The organism is Streptomyces sp. NPDC038213 (assembly GCF_055600495.1).
Map to the genome: position 1 here is coordinate 118440 of NZ_JBVJYM010000017.1, position 22928 is coordinate 141367.

Annotated in this window: 10 protein-coding genes; 2 read left to right on the plus strand and 8 right to left on the minus strand. The window is 74.9% G+C overall.

Translation table 11 applies throughout. The features are described from left to right. Nucleotides 1-188 precede the first annotated feature (188 nt). Nucleotides 189-3971 carry a S8 family peptidase gene (locus ACZ7JZ_RS22845; RefSeq protein ID WP_470942141.1) on the minus strand — a complete coding sequence of 1261 codons (3783 nt, stop codon included), beginning with the start codon at nt 3969-3971 and terminating at the stop codon, nt 189-191. Between the two features lie 211 nt (nt 3972-4182). Between ACZ7JZ_RS22845 and ACZ7JZ_RS22850 the strand changes: the two genes are divergently transcribed. Beyond that, entirely contained in the window at nt 4183-5166 is a 984-nt protein-coding gene (locus ACZ7JZ_RS22850) for a helix-turn-helix domain-containing protein (RefSeq protein WP_470942144.1), read from the plus strand. A gap of 93 nt (nt 5167-5259) precedes the next feature. Next, on the plus strand, nt 5260-5742 hold the full coding sequence (locus ACZ7JZ_RS22855) for a DUF456 domain-containing protein (RefSeq protein WP_470942147.1): 483 nt from the start codon (nt 5260-5262) through the stop codon (nt 5740-5742). Between the two features lie 362 nt (nt 5743-6104). Here the strand turns inward: ACZ7JZ_RS22855 and rsgA are convergent, their stop codons facing one another. From rsgA to ACZ7JZ_RS22890, 7 genes are all read right to left on the minus strand, one after another. Continuing rightward, a complete protein-coding gene (rsgA, locus tag ACZ7JZ_RS22860; RefSeq protein ID WP_470942149.1) occupies nt 6105-7271 on the minus strand; it encodes a ribosome small subunit-dependent GTPase A in 1167 nt (388 codons plus the stop codon). A gap of 293 nt (nt 7272-7564) precedes the next feature. Continuing rightward, the gene (locus tag ACZ7JZ_RS22865) at nt 7565-9031 is read right to left on the minus strand and encodes an NAD(P)/FAD-dependent oxidoreductase (RefSeq protein ID WP_470942151.1); all 1467 of its coding nucleotides are present in this window, start codon (nt 9029-9031) and stop codon (nt 7565-7567) included. Nucleotides 9032-9133: 102 nt separating this feature from the next. Then, nucleotides 9134-10813 (minus strand): helix-turn-helix domain-containing protein, encoded by a 1680-nt coding sequence (locus ACZ7JZ_RS22870; RefSeq protein WP_470942153.1) that lies wholly within the window; start codon nt 10811-10813, stop codon nt 9134-9136. Beyond that, nucleotides 10810-12630, minus strand: a complete 1821-nt coding sequence (gene paaN / locus ACZ7JZ_RS22875; RefSeq protein WP_470942156.1) for a phenylacetic acid degradation protein PaaN — start codon at nt 12628-12630, stop codon at nt 10810-10812. Before paaN ends, ACZ7JZ_RS22870 begins: the two co-directional genes overlap by 4 nt. Nucleotides 12631-13202: 572 nt before the next feature. Next, complete coding sequence (locus ACZ7JZ_RS22880; RefSeq protein WP_470942159.1) at nt 13203-14114, minus strand: SDR family oxidoreductase; 912 nt, start codon at nt 14112-14114, stop codon at nt 13203-13205. Nucleotides 14115-14220: 106 nt separating this feature from the next. Continuing rightward, nucleotides 14221-15441: an FAD-dependent monooxygenase gene (locus tag ACZ7JZ_RS22885; protein WP_470942162.1), complete on the minus strand. Its 1221-nt coding sequence runs from the start codon at nt 15439-15441 to the stop codon at nt 14221-14223. A gap of 1 nt (nt 15442) precedes the next feature. Continuing rightward, nucleotides 15443-22762 carry an amino acid adenylation domain-containing protein gene (locus tag ACZ7JZ_RS22890; protein ID WP_470942165.1) on the minus strand — a complete coding sequence of 2440 codons (7320 nt, stop codon included), beginning with the start codon at nt 22760-22762 and terminating at the stop codon, nt 15443-15445. Between the last annotated feature and the right edge of the window lie 166 nt (nt 22763-22928).

Here is a 22928-nt window from a genome sequence, read left to right on the forward strand (position 1 = left end):
AAGGCGGGTGAAAACGGGTCATCCGGAAAATCCGCGGCGGGCCCGCGGGACCGCTGGGGGCGCCGGGAGGGGGGCCCGCCATCGGAACCCGGAAAGCAGTGGTCCGCCGGGCAGCCCCACCCCCCACGGGAAGGTCGCCCGGCGGACCCGTCTGGGTGCGCCGCCTCCGGACCGGGGTCCGGGTGCCGTCAGCCGCGCACGTCGTAGGCGCGCTGGACCGTCTGGGTGACGGAGGCGCCCTTGGTGTCGGTCAGCTCCACGCGCAGCGACACCTGCCGGCCGGCCGCGCCCGCGTGGTCCACGACCGCCGTCCACGTGCCGTCCGGCCGGGCCGAGGTGCGCGCCCGGGTCCAGTTCTCACCGTCGTACGAGTACGAGAGCCTGGCCGACGCGAGCGAACCGGGGGTGTATCCCGCGTGGCCGCTCGCGCTCAGTGCGATGACCTGTCCGTCGGCCGCCGCGAGGGTCTTCAGGCCGTCCTCGGGGAGGCTGATCCCCGGGAACAGCACCGGCAGGCCCTGCGAGTACGCGGACTCGTCGAGCGCGGAGCGGAAGGCCCACGTGGTCTCGACGGCGGTGGACCGCTGCCACACCCGGGCCGGGGCGCCGAACTTCTGCACCGTCTGCGTCAGTTCGTACCGGCCCTCGGCCGCCGGGACCTCGAAGACGCCGGAGGGGTAGGGGCTGTCGCCGATCTGCTCGCCGTCGCGCTTGAGGACGAGGTTGCCGATGTCACCGAAGGAGCCCGGCTGGGCGTAGTGGCCGCTGTCGCCCCACATCGCGGAGGCGAAGCCGATCAGGTTGCCCTGCCGCTCGGCGGCGAGGACCCGCTTGCCGGAGCTGTCGCGGGGGGCGACCGGGCCGACGACCCCGTCGTACCAGCGCTCGGAGCGCACCGAGCCCTTCGCGTAAGTGCGCTGACGGTCCGTCATGAACTCTCCCCAGGGGAAGCTGGAGGAGACGAGGTGGTCCCAGGCGGTGTCGCCCGCGGTGTAGAACTCGGTGCGCCGCGAGGGGGCCCTGACCGTTTCGAGGGAGCCGAAGAAGGCGGCGTGGCCGAGCGGCCGGTAGGCGCCGGCCAGGTCGGGGTAGTCGGCCGCGACACCCATGGACCCGTACGAGGCGTGCACCGCGCCCAGGTCCCGGTCGCGCACCCGGTAGGTGCGGTCGGTGAGGACGGGGCCCTTCTCGACCTGGGCGAGGTTGTAGACGTACGGGCTGGCGGCGGTGGCCTTCCAGGCCAGGGTGACCGGCCCGCGGGCCAGCTTCGCGAGCAGGGCCGCGGCCTCGGTGTCCTCGATGGTCAGGGCGGGCAGGGAGCCGCCGCCGTACCCGGTGAACGCGGCCCAGCGGCCGGGCGCGTCCCGGTGGGCCAGCACGGCCTTCGCGCCGGCCGCACGGGCGTCGCGCGCCACCTCGTACAGCGAGCTGTCCGCGGCCTTCACCAGGACCACCGCGCCCGCGGCGCCGGCGGCGGCCAGCTCCTCGGGGCTGCCCGCCCCGGCGTCGACCAGCCGGGCGCTGCCGGTGCCGTCGAGGTTGTCGCTGGCCGTGGACGCGGTCAGCGGGTGCAGGACCGGTCCGCCGACGGCCTTCAGCTCGGAGACGAACGGGGCCCCGGCCCGCCAGTAGCTGCCGAACTCGAACTCCCCTTCCCGGGCCCGGCCTTCGACGGAGGCGTAGAAGCCGCGGATGGTGCGGCCGCCCATGGCGGTGCCGGCGTGCAGCCAGGTGTCGTCCCAGCTGCGGGCGAAGGAGAGGGTGGTGGAGCGGTGCTCGGCGGGCCGGTCGGCGGCGATCCGCAGCCGGGCGGCCCTGCGGGCGTCGAGCACGACGGTGGTGTCCCGGCGGACCTCCACCTGCGGGCGCCCCATGTACGTGAGCGAGTCGACCAGTTCGGCGCCCTCGCCCGCGTCAGGGGTGGCGACGAAGGCGGAGAGGAAGTAGGAGCCGGGGCGGATCCGGTAGACCTGGTCGGCGGCGCCCTCGTTGAAGCGGCGCTCGCCGCTCGCGTCGTCGGTGCCGATCACGTCGAGCGAGGAGGGCCCGGCGGCGGGCTTCCCGGCCCGGTCGAGGAGCTTGACGCGCAGGGTGACCGTCTCGGGCTGCACGTACAGGGAGAACGGGGTCGAGACGCTGAGGCCCGCGCCGGTGGCGAGGATCCGCCCGGTGACGTCCCCGTACTGGGAGCGGTCGAGCCGGGCCGCGGGGTCGAGGGCCAGCGGGACCTTCACGGTGGCCCCGGCCGGGACGGTGACCGCCGGGCGGTCGAGGCGGGCGATCCGGCTGCGGACGGCGGAGCCGTCGTTTCCGGTGACGCGCTCCACGGACAGGCGCAGGGTGACGGGCCGGGTGCCGTGGTTGGTGTACGGGACGGAGACGGCGGTCCGGTCGCTGCGGTCCTGCGGCCAGTGGTACGTGCCGCCCTGGACGGCGGGGGCGCTGGTGACGGTGGCGCCGAGGGCGGCCTTGACGTCGAGGCGCCCGGCCCCGGTCTCGCGCACGTCGCCGGGGACGGCCGGGTTCGCGGAGCCCGTCAGCGCGGCCTTGATCTGCGGGCCGGTCCAGTCGGGGTGGCGCTGCTTGAGGACGGCGGCGGCGCCCGCGACGTGCGGGGTGGCCATCGAGGTGCCGGACATGCCCTGGTAGGCGTACACGCCCCGGCCGCCCGCGGCGGCGGCCGAGATGCCGACTCCGGGGGCCGCGATCTCGGGCTTGAGGGTGTGGGCGAGTCCGGCGGGGCCGCGGCTGGAGAAGGGGGCCGTCGCATCGTCGCGGTCCACGGCGCCGACGGTCAGCGCGCTGGGCGCGCAGCCGGGGGCGGAGACGGTGTTGTGGCCGGGGCCGGAGTTGCCCGCGGCGATCACGAAGAGGGCGCCGGAGCTCTGCGAGAGCTGCTCGGCGGCGGCGCTCAGCGGGTCGGTGCAGTCGGTCTGCGAGGGGTCGCCGAGGCTCATGGAGACCACGTCGGCGCGCTGGGCGACGGCCCACTCCATGCCGGCGATGATCCAGGAGTCCAGCCCGTAGCCGTAGTCGTTGAGGACCTTGCCGCTCAGCAGCTCGGCGCCGGGGGCCACGCCCTTCTTCGCCCCGCCGCTCGCCGCTCCGGAGCCGCCGACGGTCGAGATGGTGTGGGTGCCGTGGCCCTGGCGGTCGTCGGCGGTGTCGGAGTCGGTGAAGTTCTCCGCGGCGGTGATGCGGCCCTTGAGGTCGGGGTGGCCCAGGTCGCTTCCCGTGTCGAGGACGGCGACGCGGGCGCCCCTGCCGTCGTAGCCCGCGGCCCAGGCGGCGGGGGCGTTGACCTGCCGGGTCGAGCGCTCCAGGGTGGCCTGCACCTTGCCGTCGAGCCACAGCTTGCGCAGCCCGCCGGCGGCCTTGGTCCGGGCGGCGCCCGGTCCGGCGACCTCCGCCCAGAACTCGGCGGCCCGGGACTTGTCCGCTGCCAGTGCCACGCCCCCGATGGAGTCCAGGACCAGCCCGCGCTCGGCCCCACGGGGCGCGGCGGGGGCCCGCCGGGAGACGTCCACCGAGCCGTCGTACACGGCGATCAGCGGCAGCTTGCGGGCGTGCGCGTCGTCGTAGCCCTGCCGGATCAGGCCGGTGACGTTGAAGAGCTCCTCGTCCACGCGGTCCGCCGCGAGCGCCGCGACGGCGCCCTGCGGGTACACGTACAGGTCCTTGCCCGCCTGCCGGGTCTGGACCAGCGGCTGGGAGCCGTCCGGACGGGGCATCGCCGTGGCGGCGGTCCGGCCGGAGGCGTCGGTGGCGACCAGGATCCGGTCCCCCGTGACGAGGGTCACGGTGACGGGCCCCGCGGGCTTTCCGGCCGCGGACCCGCCGGCGCCGCTTCCGACGAGCGGTCTCTTCCCGGACTCCCCGTCGCGCGGCTGTGCCGCCGATGGAACGGCAGCGGTGACGGCGAGGGCCACGGCTGCCGCCGCTCCCACTGCCGTACGCGATATCGGGCGCATCGCTCTCCCCAGGTCAATTCCGGCCAACTGCGGTATTGCACGGCAAAGCAGCCGCGTAAATGGCTTCTGGCCAGCGGATGTTGGTGCTGCGGTGGCGTCACCTTGGCAGAGGGGCGGGGGGTACGGTGATGATGTCCCGAGGCGGGTTTGCGCCGTGGCCGTTTCCCGCCAGGCGCCCGTCACGGGACAGCTGCGAAATGGGGTGGGCCGGATGTTGGGTGCGATAGGTCTGGACGAGGGGCAGGAGTCCGCCTACCGGGCGCTCGTGGCGCTGGGCGCGGCGGAGGTCCCCGACCTCGCCCACCGGCTGGCCCTGCCCGTACCGCAGACCGAGCGCGCCCTGCGCCACCTGGAGCGGCACGGCCTCGCCGCCCAGTCCTCCGCCCGCCCCGGCCGCTGGGTGGCCGCACCGCCCGGGGTCGCCCTGGGAGCCCTCCTCACCCAGCAGCGGCACGAACTGGAGCAGGCGGAGCTCACGGCCGCCCTGCTGGCCCAGGAGTACCGCGCGGAGGCCTCCGAGCCGGCCGTGCACGACCTGGTGGAGGTCGTCACCGGCGCCAGCGCCGTCGCCCACCGCTTCGTACAGCTCCAGCTGGGGGCCGCGGAGGAGGTCTGCGCCCTGGTCAGCGGCCCGCCGCAGGTGGTCTCCGGCACCGACAACGAGGCCGAGGAGCAGGCCGCGCACCGCGGGGTCGAGTACCGGGTCGTGATCGAACGCGAGGTCCTGTCCACCCCCACGGGCCTCACCGAGGCCTCCACGGCCCTCGGCCGCGGCGAACAGGTACGGGTCGCCGCTACCGTCCCCACCAAGCTCGTCATCGCCGACCGCTGCCTGGCCATGGTCCCGCTGACGGCCCGCGGCGCCCACGCCGAGCCGGCGGCCCTCGTCGTCCACGCCAGCGGGCTGCTGGAATCCCTGATGGGCCTCTTCGAGGCGGTCTGGCGGGAGTCCCTGCCGCTGCGCCTGGGCTCCGGCGGCGCGGTGGCCCCCGAGGAGGCCGCCCCGGACACCACCGACCTGGTGGTCCTCTCCCTCCTCCTGGCGGGCATGACGGACGCCAGCGTCGCCAAACACCTCGACCTGGGCCTGCGCACCGTCCAGCGCCGCGTCAAGGGCCTGATGGAACTCACGGGCGTCACGACCCGCATGCAGCTGGGCTGGCAGGCGTACGAACGGGGCTGGGTGGCCCGCTAGACAGGTCCCTCTGAGCCCTGCCGCACCCTGCCGGCCCCTCCCGAGCCCCGGCGCCCGGTCGCGGGCGGCGCGGCTCTACACAAAACTGGGCAGATGGATCTGCCTCAGCCATACCTGGTGGGTCTGGTGATGCTGTTCGGGGTCCTCGGCGTGATGGTGCCGGGTGTGCCGGGGACCTGGCTGGTCTGGGCGGGGCTGCTGTGGTGGGCCCTGCACGAGAACACGGGCCGGGCCTGGGCCCTCCTGGTGGGCGCGACGGCCCTGCTCCTGGTGGTCCAGGTCGTGAAGTGGCTCCTGCCGCCCCGGCGCCTGCGCGGCACGGCGGCCAGCCGCCGCATGGCCGTCTGCGCCTGCGCCGGCGCCCTGCTGGGCTTCGTCCTGGTCCCCGTCCTGGGCGCGGTTCCGGGCTTCATCGGCGGCATCTACCTCTGCGAACGCCTCCGCCTGGGCACCAGCGGCGAAGCCGCCGCCTCGACCCGCACGGTCATGCGCTCGGTGGGCACGAGCGTCCTGGTGGAACTCTTCGCCTGCATGCTGGTCACGGCCGCCTGGCTGGCGGTAACCCTCTGGGCCTGAGCCCGGCGCACTCCTGTGCCCCCAGCCCCGCCGAACGGCACACAGAACACGGCAACCAGCCCGGGGCACACCCGGCACACCACCCCACCACTCCACGCCCCACAGGCTCGCCGGACGGCCCGGAGGCCGCCGAGACACCCCCGCCACGTAGCGATCCGCCGCGGCCTGTCGCTAGTGGTCGTTGGTCCTTCCGCCCGGAGGGTGGGGGCCCAGGGGAACGGGATCAGCTGGGCCCCCACCCTCCGGCGACGGCTCCCGTCCCCCTGGGCGTTCCTTTTCGGGGGGGGCGTCCCGACAGGCAGTCATGCCGCCCCTGACAGGGCGCCCCGCCCCGCCCCACCCCGCATGGCCCCCCGACCCGCCTAAGCCGACGGTCCCCGCTTCGCGGCGTAGTTGGCGCGGCCCTCCGCGGACTTCTGCTTCCAGTCGCGGCGGATCTCCGACCTCAGTCGGGCGTCCGTCTTGGCGACGATGCGCTGGTTCTCGCGCAGCAGCTTGCGGTAGCTGTCCAGGCGGCGCTGCGGGAGTTCGCCGCTGTCCAGGGCGGCCAGGACCGCGCAGCCCGGTTCGCGCTCGTGTGCGCAGTCGTGGAAGCGGCACTGTCCGGCGTACTCCTCGATCTCGGAGAACACCTGCCCCACCCCGCTCTCCGCATCGAAGAGCCCGACCCCGCGCAGCCCCGGGGTGTCGATGAGCACTCCCCCGCCGGGCAGCAGGAGGAGGTTGCGGGTGGTGGTCGTGTGGCGGCCCTTGCCGTCGACGTCACGGGTGGCCTGTACGTCCATGACCTCCTCACCCAGCAGGGCGTTGGCGAGGGTGGACTTGCCGGCTCCGGAGATGCCGAGGAGCACGCTCGTGCCGCCCGCGACCACCGCGGAGAGCACGTCCATGCCCTCTCCCGTGTGGGAGGAGACCGTGAGGACGGTGACCCCGGGGGCGGAGCCCTCGACGTCCTCGACCAGGTGGGACAGCGTCACCGGGTCCGGGACCAGGTCCGCCTTGGTGAGGACCACGAGCGGCTGGGCGCCGGACTCCCAGGCCAGGGCGAGGAAGCGCTCGATCCGGCCGAGGTCGAGCTCGACGGCGAGCGAGACCGCGATGATCGCGTGGTCCACGTTGGCCGCGAGGATCTGGCCCTCGGAGCGCTGCGAGGAGGTGGACCGGACGAAGGCCGTGCGGCGCGGCAGGTAGACCCGTACGTACCGGGGGTCGCCGCCCGCCGGGTCGACTGCGGCCCAGTCGCCGGTGCAGACGACCCGCAGCGGGTCGTGCGGGGTGACGAAGGCGGTGTCGCCGCGGACGACGCCCTCCGGCGTGACCACGTCGCACTGGCCGCGGTCCACCCGGACCACGCGCCCGGGCAGCAGGCCCTGCGCGGCGTACGGGGCGAACTCGGCGTCCCACTGCTCATCCCAGCCGTAGGGGACGAGGGCAGCCGTGAGGACGGAGGAGCCGGGGGCACCGGAGGGGTCAGACGAAGAGGAGGACGAAGAGGAGAGAGGGGAAGACGGCAGCGTCTTGGAAGACAAGGGGAACCCTTCGGAGGGCGGCCCCGGCTTCGCGCAAGCGGTGTGTGGGTGTCAGCCGGAGACCACGGAGGTGGGGATGAAAGCTCGGATGCGGGCGGGGCCCTGCGTGGCGACAGTCATCGAAGTCCACCTCCTGGTTCGGGTTCGTGCGCCGCTGCGGCGTACGTCTCGGATGGTACGGGGACACGACGACCCGCCGCCAACTCTTTTTCCGACCACTCCACCCCAGCCCCACCCAGCCTCCAGCGTCGCTCTCCCCCTCAGCCCCAGCCCCAGCCTCTCCCCCCAGCCCCTCAAAGCCTCAGAAGCGACGGATCCGCCGACACCAGCTTCTTCACCAGCCCCGGAACCCGCAGCCCCCGGTCCTCGCGCCCTTCGACGGCCCGCAGCGCCGGGAGGGCCAGCCTGGCACCGGGGTAGCGCAGCGGCTCCGGCGGGATGACCCCGGCGGGCTTGCGGGTGAACGCCGACTGCGACCACTCGTCCTTCGTCCCGAGGACCATCGAGGCCAGGACCTTCGCCATCAGCCGGGAGGGCCCCACGCCGTCGCCGGAGTAGCCCGCGGCATAACAGGCGCCGGGTACGGACTTCAGCCGTCCGGCGAAGGGCAGGGAGGTGACGGAGTACTCGACGGGGGCCGTCCAGGCCGCGTCCACGGGTGCGGAGGCCAGCTCCGGGAGGATCCGCGCGAGCTGGCCGTGCAGCTCCCGGGGCCGCAGCGCATCACCCCACAGGGTGCTGGCCCCGCTGTTGCCGTACGCGACCCCCGAACCGCCCTTGCCGAAGACGAGCCGGCCGTCGAGGGTCGTGCGGTAGTAGTTCAGGCGGCGGCGGGCGTCGCAGACGGCGGTGGGGCCGGTCCAGCCGAGGGCGGCGAGGCGGTCGGGCACGGGGGCCGTGATCAGGGTGTCGCTGGCGACGGTGACCATGCGCCGCCCGAGGTCTTCGAGTTCGCCGGCCCAGGCGTTGACGGCGAGGACGACGTGGTCGGCGCGGATGCGCCCGTACGGGGTGGAGGCCAGGGTCCGGGTGCCGCGCGGGCCTTCGGCACGCAGGGCGGTGAGCGGGGTGTGCTCGTGGATGCGCACGCCGGAGTCGAGGGCGACGCGGCGCATCCCGCGGACCAGTTCGGCGGGTTGCAGGGTGGCGCAGCCGGGATCGACCACGGCTCCGTAGTGGCTGCGGGTGCCGATGGCGGCGCGGGACTCGGCGGCGGAGAGCTGGCGCAGGGGTTCGACTCCGGCGCGGTGGAGGTCTTCGAGGGTCTGCTGCCAGGACCCGCGCTGTGCGGGTGAGGAGGCCGCCCACATCCAGTCCCCGCGGCGGTGTCCGGCGTCGATGCCGTGGGTGTCGGCGAACTCCAGTATGTCGTCGACGGCTTGGGCGGAGGCCTCACCGATCCGGCGGGCCTCCTCGGGTCCGCCGAGGGCGACGAGGCTGCTGAAGCGGGCCCACATCGGCATCAGGTAGCCCGCGTTGGCCCCGCTCGCGCCGCCGCCGCAGATATCGGCATCGATGAGGACGATGTCGGTGCCGGGGGCGCGGCGGAGGATCTCCAGGGCCGTCCACAACCCGGTGTAGCCACCCCCGACGATGCAGACGTCGCAGGTGAGTTCGCCTCGGAGGTACGGGGTCGGCGAACCGTCGGCAGGCGAGTCGGCGCTTTCGCCGGCGAGTGCATCGCGCAGCCAGGGGGTGCGGCGGGCGGGCGGCGGGGCGGTGTGGTGGGGCCAACTGCGGGACAGGACGAGCTCGTTCACGGGTGTGCGCTCCGCTTTCGGGTCACGGGACGGGGTGGAGGAGATGAAGGGGACGGGGACGGAAGGACGGAAGAAGGCGAGAAGAAGAGGCCCCGTACCGGGTCAGGCCCGGCGGCGGCCCGCGGGCGGATGGGCCGGGGCACCGGGGGCCAGCCGCTGGGCGGCGGTGAGCAGGTCGATGCGCGAGCTCACGCCGAAGATCTTGAAGAGCTTGCGCAGGTGGTAGTTGACCGTGTGCGGGGAGAGCCCGAGGCGCCGGGCGATCTGCTGGTTCGTCAGACCGTCTGCCACCAGGTGCAGTACGGCGCTCTGCTGATCGCTGAGCCCTGCGGGCTCCGCCGGACGGCGGGCGGCCGGCGCCCCGGCCTCCGGCCCGGCCGGGACCTCCTGCGGGGGCTGGGGCTGGGGCTCCGGCTCCGGCTCCGGCTCCGGCTGGGACGGGCCCTGAAGCTGCGCCTGCGCCAGGCGCTGCGGCACCGTTACGTCGTACCCGGCCACCCACCCCGCCCCGGCACCGGCACCCGGACCCGCACCCGCACCCACACCCGCACCCGCACCCGCACCCCAACCCTCCCGCCTCGCCGCCCGGACCGCCGCAGCCTCGCGCTGGAGGGCCAGGCGGACGGAGGTGGGCACGGTCTCGACGATGAGGGTGCGGATCAGCGGGTTGAGGAACACCGCCCGGGTGCCGTCGTTGCGGACGACCCCGGTGGCGCCGACCTCCTCCAGGACGGGCAGCAGGGCGGAGACCGAGGTGCGGAGCATCAGTGCGAGCTCCTCGTAGAACACCTCGTCGCCCAGGACAGCTGCCACGCAGAGGAGTTGGCGGCAGCTGCCCGAGTAGCGGGCGAGGGTGGAGCGGACGCGGGCGGACAGGCGGGCGGGCAGCTGCCGGGTGAGCAGGAGGGCCTCACCGTCGGATATCCGTATCCCGCCCTCTTCCTGAAGACCCGTCAACAGCTCGATGAGCAGCCGGGGATGGCCCCCCACCCGGTCCACGAGCTGGACCAGCGAGGGGGACGGGGGCGCGCCCAGCACGTCCTGCGCCAGCCGCAGGGTGGGCGAAGGCTCCAGCGGTCCGAGGACCAGGTGCTCCTGCCGGACCGCGGCCGGATCGCCGCCCGGCCGCAGCTCGGGCAGCTCCGGCGCCTCACCCGGCCGGTGGGCGACGATCCAGACCGCGCGGCCGCCGCCGGGCGGCTCGCGCAGCATCCGCCGGGCGGGCTCGGTGCGCTCCGCCGGGTCGGCCGGGGAGCGCACGTCGTCGGCGAGGACGAGCAGGGGTCCGGGCGCGGCGGCGCAGCGGCCGGGGCGGACGGGGGCGCGGCCCCCGGTGCGGTGGGGGTGCCCGGTGCGCCGGTCGCGGGCCGCGGCGGCGGGGTGGGCGTACGGGTGGGCGGGGGCGTGCGGGGCCGCGGGGCCCGTCAGGTAGCCGAGCCGGGCCGCGAGGGCGGCCGCCTCGCGCAGCAGCCGGGTCTTCCCGGTGCCGGGCATCCCCTCGACGGTGAGGACGGCGCTGCCCGTGGTCCGCCCGTACTCCAGCACCTCGCGCACGAGCCGGAGCTCGCGGTCCCGGCCGCGCAGCGGCTGCCCGGCGCCGGGACCCGGTCGGGGGCCGGCGGCGCGGGCGGCACCGGGACCATCGGGAGCACCGAACCGCCCAGAAGTGCCAGGAGCACCGGAAGTACCGGACGTACCGCCGGTACGGAGCAAGGGGTACGGGACGGGATACGGGCCGGGGTCCCGGCGGGCGTACGGGCCGGGGTAGGGGCCGGGGTTCACCGTGTACCGCCGTAGCGCCGTACCGCCACCGTGCGGAAGCGTTCCGCCACGAAGGCCCCGTCGCAGTAGACCGCGTTGCCCGAGGGGTTCATGCCGGTCGCGTGCAGGTCGGAGTAGACGGCGGACTGGGAGACGTACCAGTCGCCGGTCAGGTTGAGGGAGAGCATCACCCCGGCTTCGGCGCAGGCGGCCGTGACCGCGGCCTCGACCGCGGGCGAGGTGGAGTACAGGCCCGCGGACAGCGATCCGCACTCCTGCGCGGTACGGGACAGCAGCGCGACGGCGTCGGAGGCCGAGTCCACCGCCACCGCGAAGGCCACCGGCCCGAGCCGTTCGGCGAGCAGCACCTCCCGGTCGGCGGGACGGCCGGCGTCGAGGCGGACCACCACCGGGGTGCGGACCACCGCCTGCGGGTACTGCGGGTGGCGGACCGGGCGGGAGGGCACAGCGACCGGTCCCAGCGCCCCCGAGCCGGCCTCCTCCACGCGGGCGAGCACGGCGGGGCCGAGGAGGGCGCCGAGGATCCCGCTCGCGGCCGCGTCGTCGGCGAGCAGCTCCGCCAGGGCCGCACCGAGGTCGGCGAGCACCTGGTCGAAGGACTTGTGGCCCTCGTCGGTGGCGATGCCGGTCCGGGGGATCAGCAGGTTCTGCGGGCTGGTGCACAGCTGGCCGCTGTAGAGGGCGAGGGAGAAGGCCAGGTTGGCGAGCACGTCCCGGTAGTCGGCGGCGGATTCGACGATCAGGGTGTTGACCGCGGAGGTGGCGGTGTGGACCCGGGCCTGCCGGGCGTGGGCGCGCAGCCAGTCCCCGAAGGCGGTGGTGCCGCTGTAGTCGACGATCCGCACCTCGGGGCGCAGCGCGAGCCGGGCGGCCAGCTGCTCCCCCGGGCGCTCGGCCGCGAGGCAGACCAGGTCGGCGGGCAGCCCGTACTCCGCGAGGACCTCGCGGACGGTGGAGACGGTCAGGGCGAGGGGCAGGACGGCGCGCGGGTGCGGTTTCACGAGGACGGCGTTCCCGGTGGCCAGGGAGGCGAAGAGGCCGGGGTAGCCGTTCCAGGTGGGGAAGATGCTGTTGGCGATGAGGAGGGAGACCCCGCGCGGGACGGGGGTGAACTCCTTCTCGATGCGGATGGCCGCGCCGTCCGCGCCACCCGTGGGCTTGGCCCACAGGGCGGTGGCGGGGATCCGGCACTGCTCCTCGTACGCGCAGGCCACGGCCTCCAGGCCGCGGTCCAGGGCGTGCACGGCCCCGGCGTGGAAGGCCATGAGGGGGCTGTGGCCGCTGGTGTGCACGGCCGCCTGGGTGAGCTCGTCGCGGCGGTCGTGGAGGCGGTGCAGGATCTCCAGGCAGACCGCGGCCCGCGCCTCGGGGCCGAGGTCGCGCCAGGCGGGCATCGCCGCGGCCATCGCGGGCAGCAGGACGTCGGGGTCGCTGTGGGGGTAGGCGGTGCCGAGCGGCCCGGCGTACGGCGATTCCTCGCCGCCGTCGGCGGGTGCGGGGCCGACGGTGCCGTCCCGGCCGGGCTGGCCGAAGTCCGTCGGGCGTGCGAGGAGGCGGCGGAGGGCGGCCGCGGCCTCCGCCGGCGCCTGCGGGGCGAGGAGGGCGGCCGGGTCGTCGGGGTACGGGGACCAGTGCCCGCGGGTCCGGACCGCCTCGCGGGCCCGGTCGAGCACGGGCCGGTGCCGGGAGATGAGGCGCGTGAACACGCCGCCTGCGCCATGGCCGCCGCCGCTGCCGTCGCCTCTGCCGCTGCCGCTGCCGTCCCGGCGGGCGGGGCTGGGGGTGGGGGCGGGAAGGGTCTGCTTCGTTCGTGCCATGGATCCTCATCCTGGTCGTAGGGGGGCACCCGAAACACAGCCACTCAAGTCATCGCCGCCGACTTGACGGAGTCTGGGCGGGCGGGCGCGGGCGGGCGGCCCGCCCGGGGGGTGCCGGACGGGCCGGCGGGGCGCAAAGGCCCTGCCGGGGCGGGGCGGACGGCGCCCCGGCCCGGGGTGCGGCGGGCCGTGTGACGGTGTGCACAGCAACGGCGGGCGGACGGCGTTTCGGCCAGGAAACTGACGCGAAGCGGTGGGGCGGGTGCGGGGGCACTCGGGGACGAATGGCCGGAACCCGCCGCCGGGCGGGCCGGGGGTCCGGGCGGTGGGGGCGGGGGTTCCGGGCGGTGGGGGCGGGGTTCCGGTCGGTGGGGGCGGGGTTCCGGTCGGCGGGGGCAGGGGTCCGGGCGCCAGGTGGGCGGGGGCGGAGGCGGCCCTCCCGGGCAGCCCGCCGCCTGTCGGGCACCCGGCAGACTCCCGCGCACCCGGCTGCCTGTCGGGCCAGGGCAGGGTCATACCCCGGCTCCGGTCGACCGCAGCCGCCGCGCGCCCCCACCCGCTCCCCTCCCCCGCTATTCCGTGATCGGACGCAGGTAGCGGTCCAGCGCCGTGTCGGGGAGGACGCGGGCGAGGATGCTGACCGTCCGGGCGTCCCGGCCCACGCGGTAGCGGGGGCGGGGGCGGCGGGCGGTGAGGATCCGGCTCACCGTGCGGGCGAAGTCCTCGGGGCTGGTCCGGCTCTCCCTCGCCTGCTGCTCGTTGTGCTGGAGGAAGCGGTTGAAGGGGGTCCGGTACAGCTCCGCGACCGGCTCCGGTACGCCGTCCATCGCGGCCCGCGCCACCTCCGAGACCTTGCCCCAGATCGGGGTCATGATGGCGCCGGGCTGGACCACGGACACGTCCACGCCCAGCGGCCGCAGCTCCCGCCGCAGCACGTCCGTCAGTGCCTCCTTCGCGAACTGGGCCGCCGCGTAGGCCCCGAGGAAGGGGATGGCGACGCTGCCCAGCCCGGAGGTCACGTTGACCACCCGGCCGCGGGTGCGCCGGAGCTGAGGCAACAGGGCCTGCGTGACCGCCAGTTGGCCGATCACATTGGTGTCGAGCTGGCGGCGCAGCTGCTCCGGGGTCACGCACTCCAGCGGTGCGGAGACGCAGATGCCCGCGTTGTTGACCAGTCCCCAGAGTCCCGCCTCGCCCGCGGCCTCCGCGATCTGTCCGGCGGCCCCGGCGATGCTCTTCTCCTCGGTCACGTCCAGCCGTATGGGCAGGACCCGGCCGGTGGCGGCGGCCGCGGCGAGTTCCAGGCCGTCGGCCTCCCTGCGCACCCCGGCGAACACCCGGAACCCGGATTCCGCCAGCTGGAGCGCGCAGACCCGGCCGAGGCCGGAGGAGGCCCCGGTCACGAGGACCGCCCGGCCCCGCGGGGACAGCCCACCGGGCGGCGTCCGGCCCGCGCCGACCGGCTCCGTCGCTTCGTCCGTCACGTGATCTCTCCCCTGCGCAGGCGTACTCGGCGGTCTGTAGCGGCCCTGGTGGCCCTGGTGGCCGTGACGGCCGTGACGGCAGTGGCGGCGCGCAGCGCGGACGCGGTCATGCGGCCGCACCCGCACCCGCACCCGCACCCGCACCCGCACCCGCACCCGCACCCGGGAACGTGAGCGAGTCCTCCAGGGTGCGGACCAGCCGCCGCCTCGGCAGGAAGCGGAAGTACGCGTCCCGTACCGGCCGGCGCACCGGGTCCTCCGACTGCTCGAAGGTGCTGATGCCGCGGGAGGCGGCCACCATGCCCCGGGTCCGCTCGCGCCGCTCGTCCTCGTACCGGCGCAGGGCCCGCGGCAGGTCCGCGGCGCCCTCCAGGGCCCGGCCGAGGACCACGGCGTCCTCGATGGCCATGCCCGAGCCCTGGCCCAGGCTGGTCAGCATGGGGTGGGCGGCGTCGCCGAGCAGGGTGACCGGGCCGCGGCCCCAGCGCTCCAGGAAGGCCCGGTCGCGGGAGGGCACGGCGATCACGGACTCCTCGGGGGTGACCCGGATGGCGTGCTGGACCTCGTCGGCCCAGCCGGCGTAGGTCTCCAGGATCTCCGCCTTGTCGCCCTTCCAGTCGGCGGAGCGCTCGGCGGGCATGTTCTTCGTACCCCACCAGTAGAGGAGGCCGCCCCCCATGTCGACGAGTCCGAAGCGGCGGCCGCTGCCCCAGTAGTGGGTGACCGAGCCGGGGGCGAACCGCGGATGCGAGTACGGGACCACCGCCAGCCAGCAGATGTAGCCGCTGTCCTGGGACTCCTCGGGGCCGACGAGCTGGCGGCGGACCACCGAGTGGAAGCCGTCCGCACCGATCAGGACGTCCCCGTGGGCCTCGGTGCCGTCCGCGAAGCGCACCCGCACCCCGTCGGCCGGGTCCCCGCCGGTCTCGAAGCCGGTGGCGGTGGCGCCGGTGAGCAGGGGGATGCCCTCGGCGGCGGCCAGCAGGGCCTGCTGGAGGGCGGAGCGGGTGATGAGCACGCTCGGCGCCCCGATCCGGCCGATGATCTCCGGGAAGGGGAACTCCCTGATGAGGCGGCCGGAAGCGGTGCGGACGTGGTACGACTCGAGGGCGCGGCCGTGCCGTTCGAGGTCGATGCCGAGTCCGAGGGAGTCGAGCGCAGCAACGGCGTTGCTCATGACGGACAGGCCGGAGCCGGCGGTGCGCAGTTCTGCGGCGCGCTCGTGGACCTCGACGTCGAGTCCGGCCCGGCGCAGGGCGATCGCGGCGGTGAGCCCGCCGATGCCGGCGCCGATGACGAGTGCCTTCTTGCGGGGTGCTGATGCCATGTCAGTGTCCGATCAGTTCGGTGACGACCCGGACCATGTGGGCCACGTGCGGCTCTTCCATGATCGTGAGGTGGTCGCCGGGTACGTCGACCACGTTGAGCCGGCCGCTGGTGCGCTCGCGCCAGCCGTTGGCGGGGTCCTGGTGCATGCTCTCGATGGCGGTGTGCATGGAATTGAGTACGCCGGGCAGGGGCTCGGAGGCGTGGATGAGGTCCATGTCCTGGTCGACCACCTCGGGCCGGTAGGCGAACGCCGCCTTCCAGTTGGCCTCGTAGACGTGGAAGAGCCTGCGGACCACGGCTCCGGTGGCGCCCGCGGGGAGTACCCCCTCGTCGATGGCGAGCTGGGCGATGAAGTCGAACTTCTCCTCCAGCGTGGTCAGTTCGGCGGGGATGAGCTCCAGCGGGGAGTCCCCGCCGCGCTGGAGCCACAGCAGCTCCCAGAAGAACCAGCCGAGCAGGGCCTCGTCCCCGGTGGTCAGCCGCCGCCCGGGGTTGAGGGCGGTGGTGTCGAGGAGGACGAGCCGGGCTATCTCCTCGCCCGCGGCCCGGAGTTGGCGGGCCATCTCGAAGGCGACGAACCCGCCGAAGGACCAGCCGCCGAGGACGTACGGCCCGCTGGGCTGGATCCGGCGCAGGGCGGCGATGTAGCTGGCGGCGATGTCCTCGACGCTGCGCAGGGGTTCGGTGCCGGGGTCGGATCCGGCGGCCTGGAGGGCGTAGAACGGCTGCCCCTCGTCGAGGTACTTGGCGAATCGGACGTAGCAGAGCACGTTCCCGCCCATGGGGTGGACGAAGAAGACCGGGCGCTTGTCGCCGGCGGGCCGGATGGGGACGAGCGGGTCGAAGGCGGTGCGGGCGCCGCCGGCCCGCAGGCGGGTGGCGAGTTCGGCGACGGTGGGTGCGGCGACGAACTCGGAGAGCGGGATGTGGATCCCGTACCGCTGCTCGATGAGGACGACGAGGCGCATCGCGGTGAGCGAGGTGCCGCCGAGGTCGAAGATGTTGTCGTGGACGCCGAGTGCGGGCAGCTGGAGGAGGTCGCCGAGGATCTCGGTGAGGGTCTGCTCGTAGCCGTCGCGCGGCGCCGCCGCCGCGGTGGCGGATCCGGTGCCGGTCAGGGGCCGGGCGCGCAGGGCCGCGTCGTCGCGCTTGCCGCTGGGGGTGCGGGGCAGGGCGTCGATCCACTCGATGTGCGAGGGCGCCATGTACTCGGGCAGGACCGTGCGCAGCTGTGTGCGCAGCAGCTTCAGGTCCGCCCCGGCCGGATCTCCGGTGAGGAAGGCGGCCAGGAAGGAGTCGCCGCCCTCGCGCCGCCGGGCCACGACGGCGGTCTCCGCGATCCCGGGGTGTCCGGCGGCGAAGCGGTCGATGGCGAGTTCGACCTCGGCGGGTTCGACGCGGTAGCCGCGCACCTTCACCTGGGAGTCGGCGCGCCCGAGGCAGACCACGTCCCCGCCGGGCAGGGCGAAGCCGAGGTCGCCGGTGCGGTAGAGGCGCTCGCCCGTGCCTGGCCGGAAGGGGTCGGGGAGGAAGCGCTCCTCGGTGAGGTCGGGGCGGCCCTCGTAGCCCTCGGCGAGGCAGGCGCCCGCGAGGTAGAGCTCTCCCTTGACCCCGGCCGGCACCGGCTGCATCCCCGCGTCCAGCACCAGGACGCGGGAGCCGGTGACGGGGCTGCCGATGGGCGGCAGGGCCGGGAAGCGGGCGGGGTCGCCCTGCATGGTGTGGGTGGTGACGACGTGGGACTCGGTGGGTCCGTACTGGTTCTCCAGGAGCACCCCGGGCAGAGCGGCGCACAGGGCCCGGATCTCCTCGGTGACGCGCAGCTGCTCCCCGGAGGACAGCAGGGCCTTCATCGCGCGGGGTACGAGCCCCAGGGCTGCCGAGGTCTCGGCGAGCTGCTGGAGGGCGACGTACGGCAGGCAGATCCGCTCGACGCGCTCGCGGTCGAGGAGGCGCAGCAGGGCGGGCATGTCGCGGCGCTCCTCCTCGGTGAGGACGAGGAGGGTGCCGCCGCCGCAGAGGGTGGAGAAGACCTCCTGGAAGGAGACGTCGAAGCTCAGCGGGGCGTACTGGGCGGTGGTGCCGCCGACGGCCCCGCTGGGTACGGAGTTCTGCCAGGCCACCAGGTGGGCGAGGGAGCGGTGGGGCATGGCGACGCCCTTGGGGGCGCCGGTGGATCCGGAGGTGAACAGGACGTAGGCGGTGCTGTCGGGGGTGATGTCGGCGGTGGCCTCGGCGGGGATCCGCGGCAGCCGGGGGGCGCCCGCGGGGCGTTCGGCCAGCAGCTCGCGGGCGGACAGCACGGTGGCGTGGGCGCCGAGTGCGCCGGCGGGGCCCCGGGCGCCGCCGGGTGCGGCGTCGGTGACGATCGCGAAGGGCCGGGCGGCGGCCACCATGGCGGCCAGCCGCTCGGCGGGGTAGCCCGGGTCCAGCGGCACGGTCGCGGCCCCGGCCCGCAGGACGCCGAGGAGGACGGCGACGGTCTCCGGGGAGCGCTCCATCGCGATCCCGATGCGGTCGCCGGGGCGGGAGCCGCGGTCGAGCAGTTCGCGGGCCACGCGGTCGGCGGCGCGGTCGAGTGCGGCGTACGTCCAGGCCGTGCCGGTGCCGGTGCCGGTGCGCAGGGCGGTGGCGCCGGGGGTGCGGGCGGCCTGCGCGGCGAAGGCGCGGACCACGTCGGGGGCGGGATCCGCGGCCGCGGCGGCCGCTGCGGTGCCGGGCTGCTCCCCGCCGGTCCGTGCGGCCGCCGTGAGGAATCCGAATCCGGCCTCCTCCGCGGGCCGTTCGGTCATGCGGCGCAGGATCGCGGTGAAGCGGTCGGCGTACAGGGCGGCCTGGGACTCGGTGAAGGTCTGGCCGTGGTGGTCCATGCGGAGCCGGATGCCGTGGTCCACGGGATCGGTGAACACGTTGACCAGCAGCTGGAAGTTGGTCTCCTCCCAGGTCTGGAAGGAGTGCAGCCGCACTCCGGGCAGCACCAGCACCTCGGCGAGCTGCCGGAAGTGGATGTAGTTGAACGCGGTCTCCAGTACGGCCGCGCCGCGGTCCTCCTGGATGGCGCTGAGGGGGTAGCGGCGGTGGGCGTGGCTCTGCTGCTCCTCGCGGAACGCGGCCCGGACCACGTCGGTCCAGCTGCCGGCGGCTGCATCGAGGCGGACCGGCATGGTGTTGAGGAAGAGGCCCGCGGTGCGGTCGGCGTGCTCGACTTCCGGGCGGCCGTGGGTGACCAGTCCGGTGGTGACGTCGGCGGTGCCCGAGAACAGCCTGAGGGTCAGGCAGTGCGCGGCGAAGAGCACCGATTTCAGAGGCAGTTTCTGCTCGCGCCCGAACTCGCGTACGGAGTGTGACAGTTCCTCCGGCAGGTCCACGATCCGGGTGATCTGGGCCTCGGGGGCGGGGGCCTCGTGGGGGCGGAACCCCTCCAGGCGCAGGAGCGGGGCGCCGTCGAGCCGTGCGCGCCAGAACTCCCGGTCCGCCGCGGACTCCAGGGCGGCGCGTTCGGCGCGCACGTGGTGCGCGGCCGTGGGCAGGGCGTGCTCCGGTACGGGGCCGATGGGCAGGCCGAGGGTGTGCAGGTAGTCCTGGAGGAGTTCGCGCACGAGGTTGGCGACGCTGCCGCCGTCGAGGATCGCGTGGTGGAAGCTGAGGACGAGTTCGACGGTGCCGTCGAGGACGTGGGCGCGCAGGTGGTGCAGCGGTGCCTGCTCGAACACGTAGCGGTGGTAGCGCCGTTCGTCGACGTGGGCGGCTATCGCGGCCTCCGCCTCGGCGGCGGGGCGGCCGCGCAGGTCGCTGACGGTGAGGGCCTGCGGTACGGCGGCGGCGGGGTCCACGATCTGGAGGGGTTCGGAGTACCCGCCGAGGTCGAAGGAGGAGCGCAGCGCCGGGTGGCGGGCGGTGAGCCGGCCGAAGGCGGCGCGGAAGCGGGGCTCGTCCCAGGGCAGGCTGAGCGAGTAGCGGAACACGTCGTGGTAGACGGCGGAGTGCTCCTCGGTGCGGCTGTGGTAGAGCAGTCCGAGCTGGAGCCGGGTGAGGGGGTGGGCGTCCTCGCGGCCCTCCAGGCGGGCCCGGTCCACGCCCGAGACCAGGGCGAAGGGCTCCAGGTCCGCGGCCGGGGCGCCGCCGGGCGCGGGGCCGGTGGCGGCGCGGGCGGCGAGGGCGGCCACGGTGGGGTGCTGGACCAGGTCGGTGGGCGAGAAGTGGATCCCGGCCTTCGCGGCGCGGGCGTGGACCCGCAGGAGGGTGATGGAGTCGCCGCCGAGGGCGTAGTAGTCCTCGTCGGTGCCGACGGTGTCGCGTCCGGTTTCGAGGACCTCGGCCCAGATCCGGGCGAGGGCGGCCTCGGCGGGGGTGCGGGGGGCGGCTCCGGTCCCCTGCGGGGCGGCGGCCGCGGGGTCGGGCAGGGCGCGGCGGTCGGCCTTGCCGTTGGGGGTGAGCGGCACCCGGTCGATCCGCAGGAAGTACGTGGGCACCATGAACTCGGGCAGGACCGAGGCGAGTTCGGTGCGCAGGCGGGCGGCCCCCGGGTCCTCTTCGGGGTCACAGGCGTAGTAGCCGACGAGGACGGCGCCGCGGCCCGCGGTGTGCCGGTCGACGACGACGGCGTCCCGGATGCCGGGTACGGAGGCCAGGCGGTTCTGCACCTCGCCGAGTTCGACGCGGTTGCCCCGGATCTTGACCTGTCCGTCGATCCGGCCGAGGTATTCGAGGCTGCCGTCGGCGAGCCAGCGGGCGAGGTCCCCGGTGCGGTAGAGGCGTCCGCCGGGGTGGTGGGGGTCCTCGGTGAACTTCTCGGCGGTCAGTCCGGGCCGGTCGAGGTAGCCGCGGGCGACCTGGACGCCTCCGATGCACAGTTCGCCGGGGACGCCGACGGGCTGCAGCAGGCCCTGGGTGTCGACCACGTACAGGCGGGTGTTGTCGACGGGCCGGCCGATGGGCACCCGGCGGACGGGTCCGGCGGTGCCGGGCGGCGGGCAGTCGTGGTACGTGACGTCGACGGTGGCCTCGGTGGGCCCGTACAGGTTGACGAGCCGGGGCGCGGGCCGGCTGCCGGTGCCGGCGAAGACCCGGTTGAACTGCTCGACGCGGGCGGCCGGGAGGGCCTCGCCGCTGCAGAACACGCTGCGCAGGGAGGCGGCTTCGGCCAGCAGCTCGGGCCGGTCCTCCAGCAGGTCCAGGAAGGGGCCGAGCATGGAGGGGACGAAGTGCAGCGTGGAGACGCCCTGTTGGGCGATGGCGTCGAGGATGGTGCGGGGTTCGCGCTGCCCGCCGGGGGCGAGCAGGCTCAGTGAGGCGCCCTCCACGGCCCACCAGAACAGCTCCCAGACGGACACGTCGAAGGAGATCGGCGTCTTCTGGAGGATGACGTCGCCCTCGCCGACGGGGTAGCGCTTCTGCATCCAGGCCAGCCGGTTGACCACGGAGTGGTGCTCGACCATGACGCCCTTGGGGCGGCCGGTGGAGCCCGAGGTGTAGATGACGTACGCGAGGTCGCGGGGGCCGGAGGTCTCGGCGGGCGGACCGTCGGGGCCGGTGAGCAGCGACTGCGGGTCCAGGACGGGCACGTCGGCGCCGGCCGGGACGGGGGCGCCGGGGTCGGCGAGGACCACGCGGGCGCGGCTGTCCTCCAGCAGGAAGGCGATGCGGTCGGCGGGGTAGCCGGGGTCCACGGGCACGTAGGCGCCGCCGGCCTTGAGCACCCCGAGGAGGGCGGTGATCAGCAGCGGTGAGCGCTCCATGAGGACGGCCACGCGGTCGCCGGTACCGACCCCGTGTCCGCGCAGGGCGTGGGCGATCTGGTTGGAGCGGGCGTCGAGTTCGGCGTACGTGAGGCTGTCGGGGCCTGCGCCGCCGGGGCCGGCCGGTCCGGTGACGGCGGTCCGCCCGGGGGTGCGGGCGGCCTGCTCGGAGATCAGCCCGTGCAGGGTGCGGTGTGCGGCGTACGGGGTGTCGGGGCCCTGGCGGACCCGGGTCAGGTCCTTGTACTCGGCCTCGTCGAGCATCGGCAGGGTCAGGGCGGCGGCCGCGGGCTCCTCGACCCCGCCGCGCAGCAGGGCCAGCAGGTGGCCGGCGACGGAGGTGACGGGGTAGTCCTCGTCGAAGACGTCGAGGGCGTAGTCGAGGTCGATGCGCAGTTCGCCGTCGTCGCCGTCGGCGTGGACCATCACGGCGAGGGCGTCGGGGCGGTGCACGGGGGCCATGACCACGCACTCGCGGACCAGCCCGGCGGGCAGCTCGGGGCGCGGGTGGCGCAGGTAGGACAGGGTGACGTCGAAGAGGCGGCGGGAGTCGGCGCCGCCCGCGGGCAGTTCGCGCAGCAGGTCGCCGAGGGCGAGCCGCTCGTGGGGGCGGTGCGCGTCGGTGGTGCGGCGGATCCCGGCGGCGATCTCGTGGAGGGAGGCCCCGGCGGGTACGGGGACCCGCACCGGGAGGTTGTTCGCGGCCTGTCCGACGACGGCCCGCTCCTCCTCGCCGCGCCGGTTGAGGAAGGGCACGCCGAGCACGGCCTCCCCGCTGCGGTGGACCCGGGCGAGGTAGGTGGCGAAGGCGGCGGCGAGGTACGCGAAGGGGGAGCTGCCCTGGCTGCGGACCCGGCGGACCAGTTCGGCGTCCACGGTGAAGGTGTGCCGGGCCCGGCGGGGTGCGCCGGGGGCGGTCTGCGGGGCACCGCGGGTGAACAGGGCGGGGGCCGCGCCGTCGAGGGCGGCGCGGTGGTGGGCGCGGTCCGCGGCATGGGCCTCGCCCCCGCGGTAGGCGGCCTCGGCCCGGGCGAGCACGGTGGAGGACGCGGGTCCGGGGGCCGTGGGCGGGGCGGCGGCGCCCGTGGTGCGGCGGGCGTACTCGGCCCACACCTGGAGGGAGACCTGGTTGAGCGCCCAGGCGTCGGCGATCAGGTGGTGCGCGTTGAGGTGCAGGTGGACCACGGACGCGCTCTCGCGCAGCACCGCGGCCGTGAACAGTCGCGAACGCCGCAGGGGGAAGGGCCGGTTGAAGGACTCCTCCTGCCAGGCGGCGCAGGCCTGCACGGGATCGGGGGCACCCGTGCGGTCCAGGTACTGCACCCAGGGGCCCGCGTCCTGTCCGCCGGTTCCGGCGGCCCACTGCACGGGCAGTCCGTCCGGGTCGTCGAAGCGCAGCGAAAAGGCGTCGTTGCTTTTCAGAACGTGTTCAAGGGACTCCCTCAGGGCGTGCGCATCCAGATCACCGGACAGCCTCTCGTGAAGGACCACATTGAACTGCGGATCGTTCGCGGAGGTGGTTTCGGCGGCCCAGATGTCCCGCTGATAGGAGGACAGGGGGAGCTGGCGTGAGGCGAGCATCGGCCTTCCTTCGTCGATTCGGTCGCAGAGAATTTCTGCGGCCCGATGCCCGCCGAGCCTACGTTTCCGCCGTTCAAGGGCACCACTACCTGTCCGAGTAGTGCTCCACCACTCGTTCAAGTAGTCATCGCGGGGAATATGTGAATTTCCGCATCCGGCCCCGGGG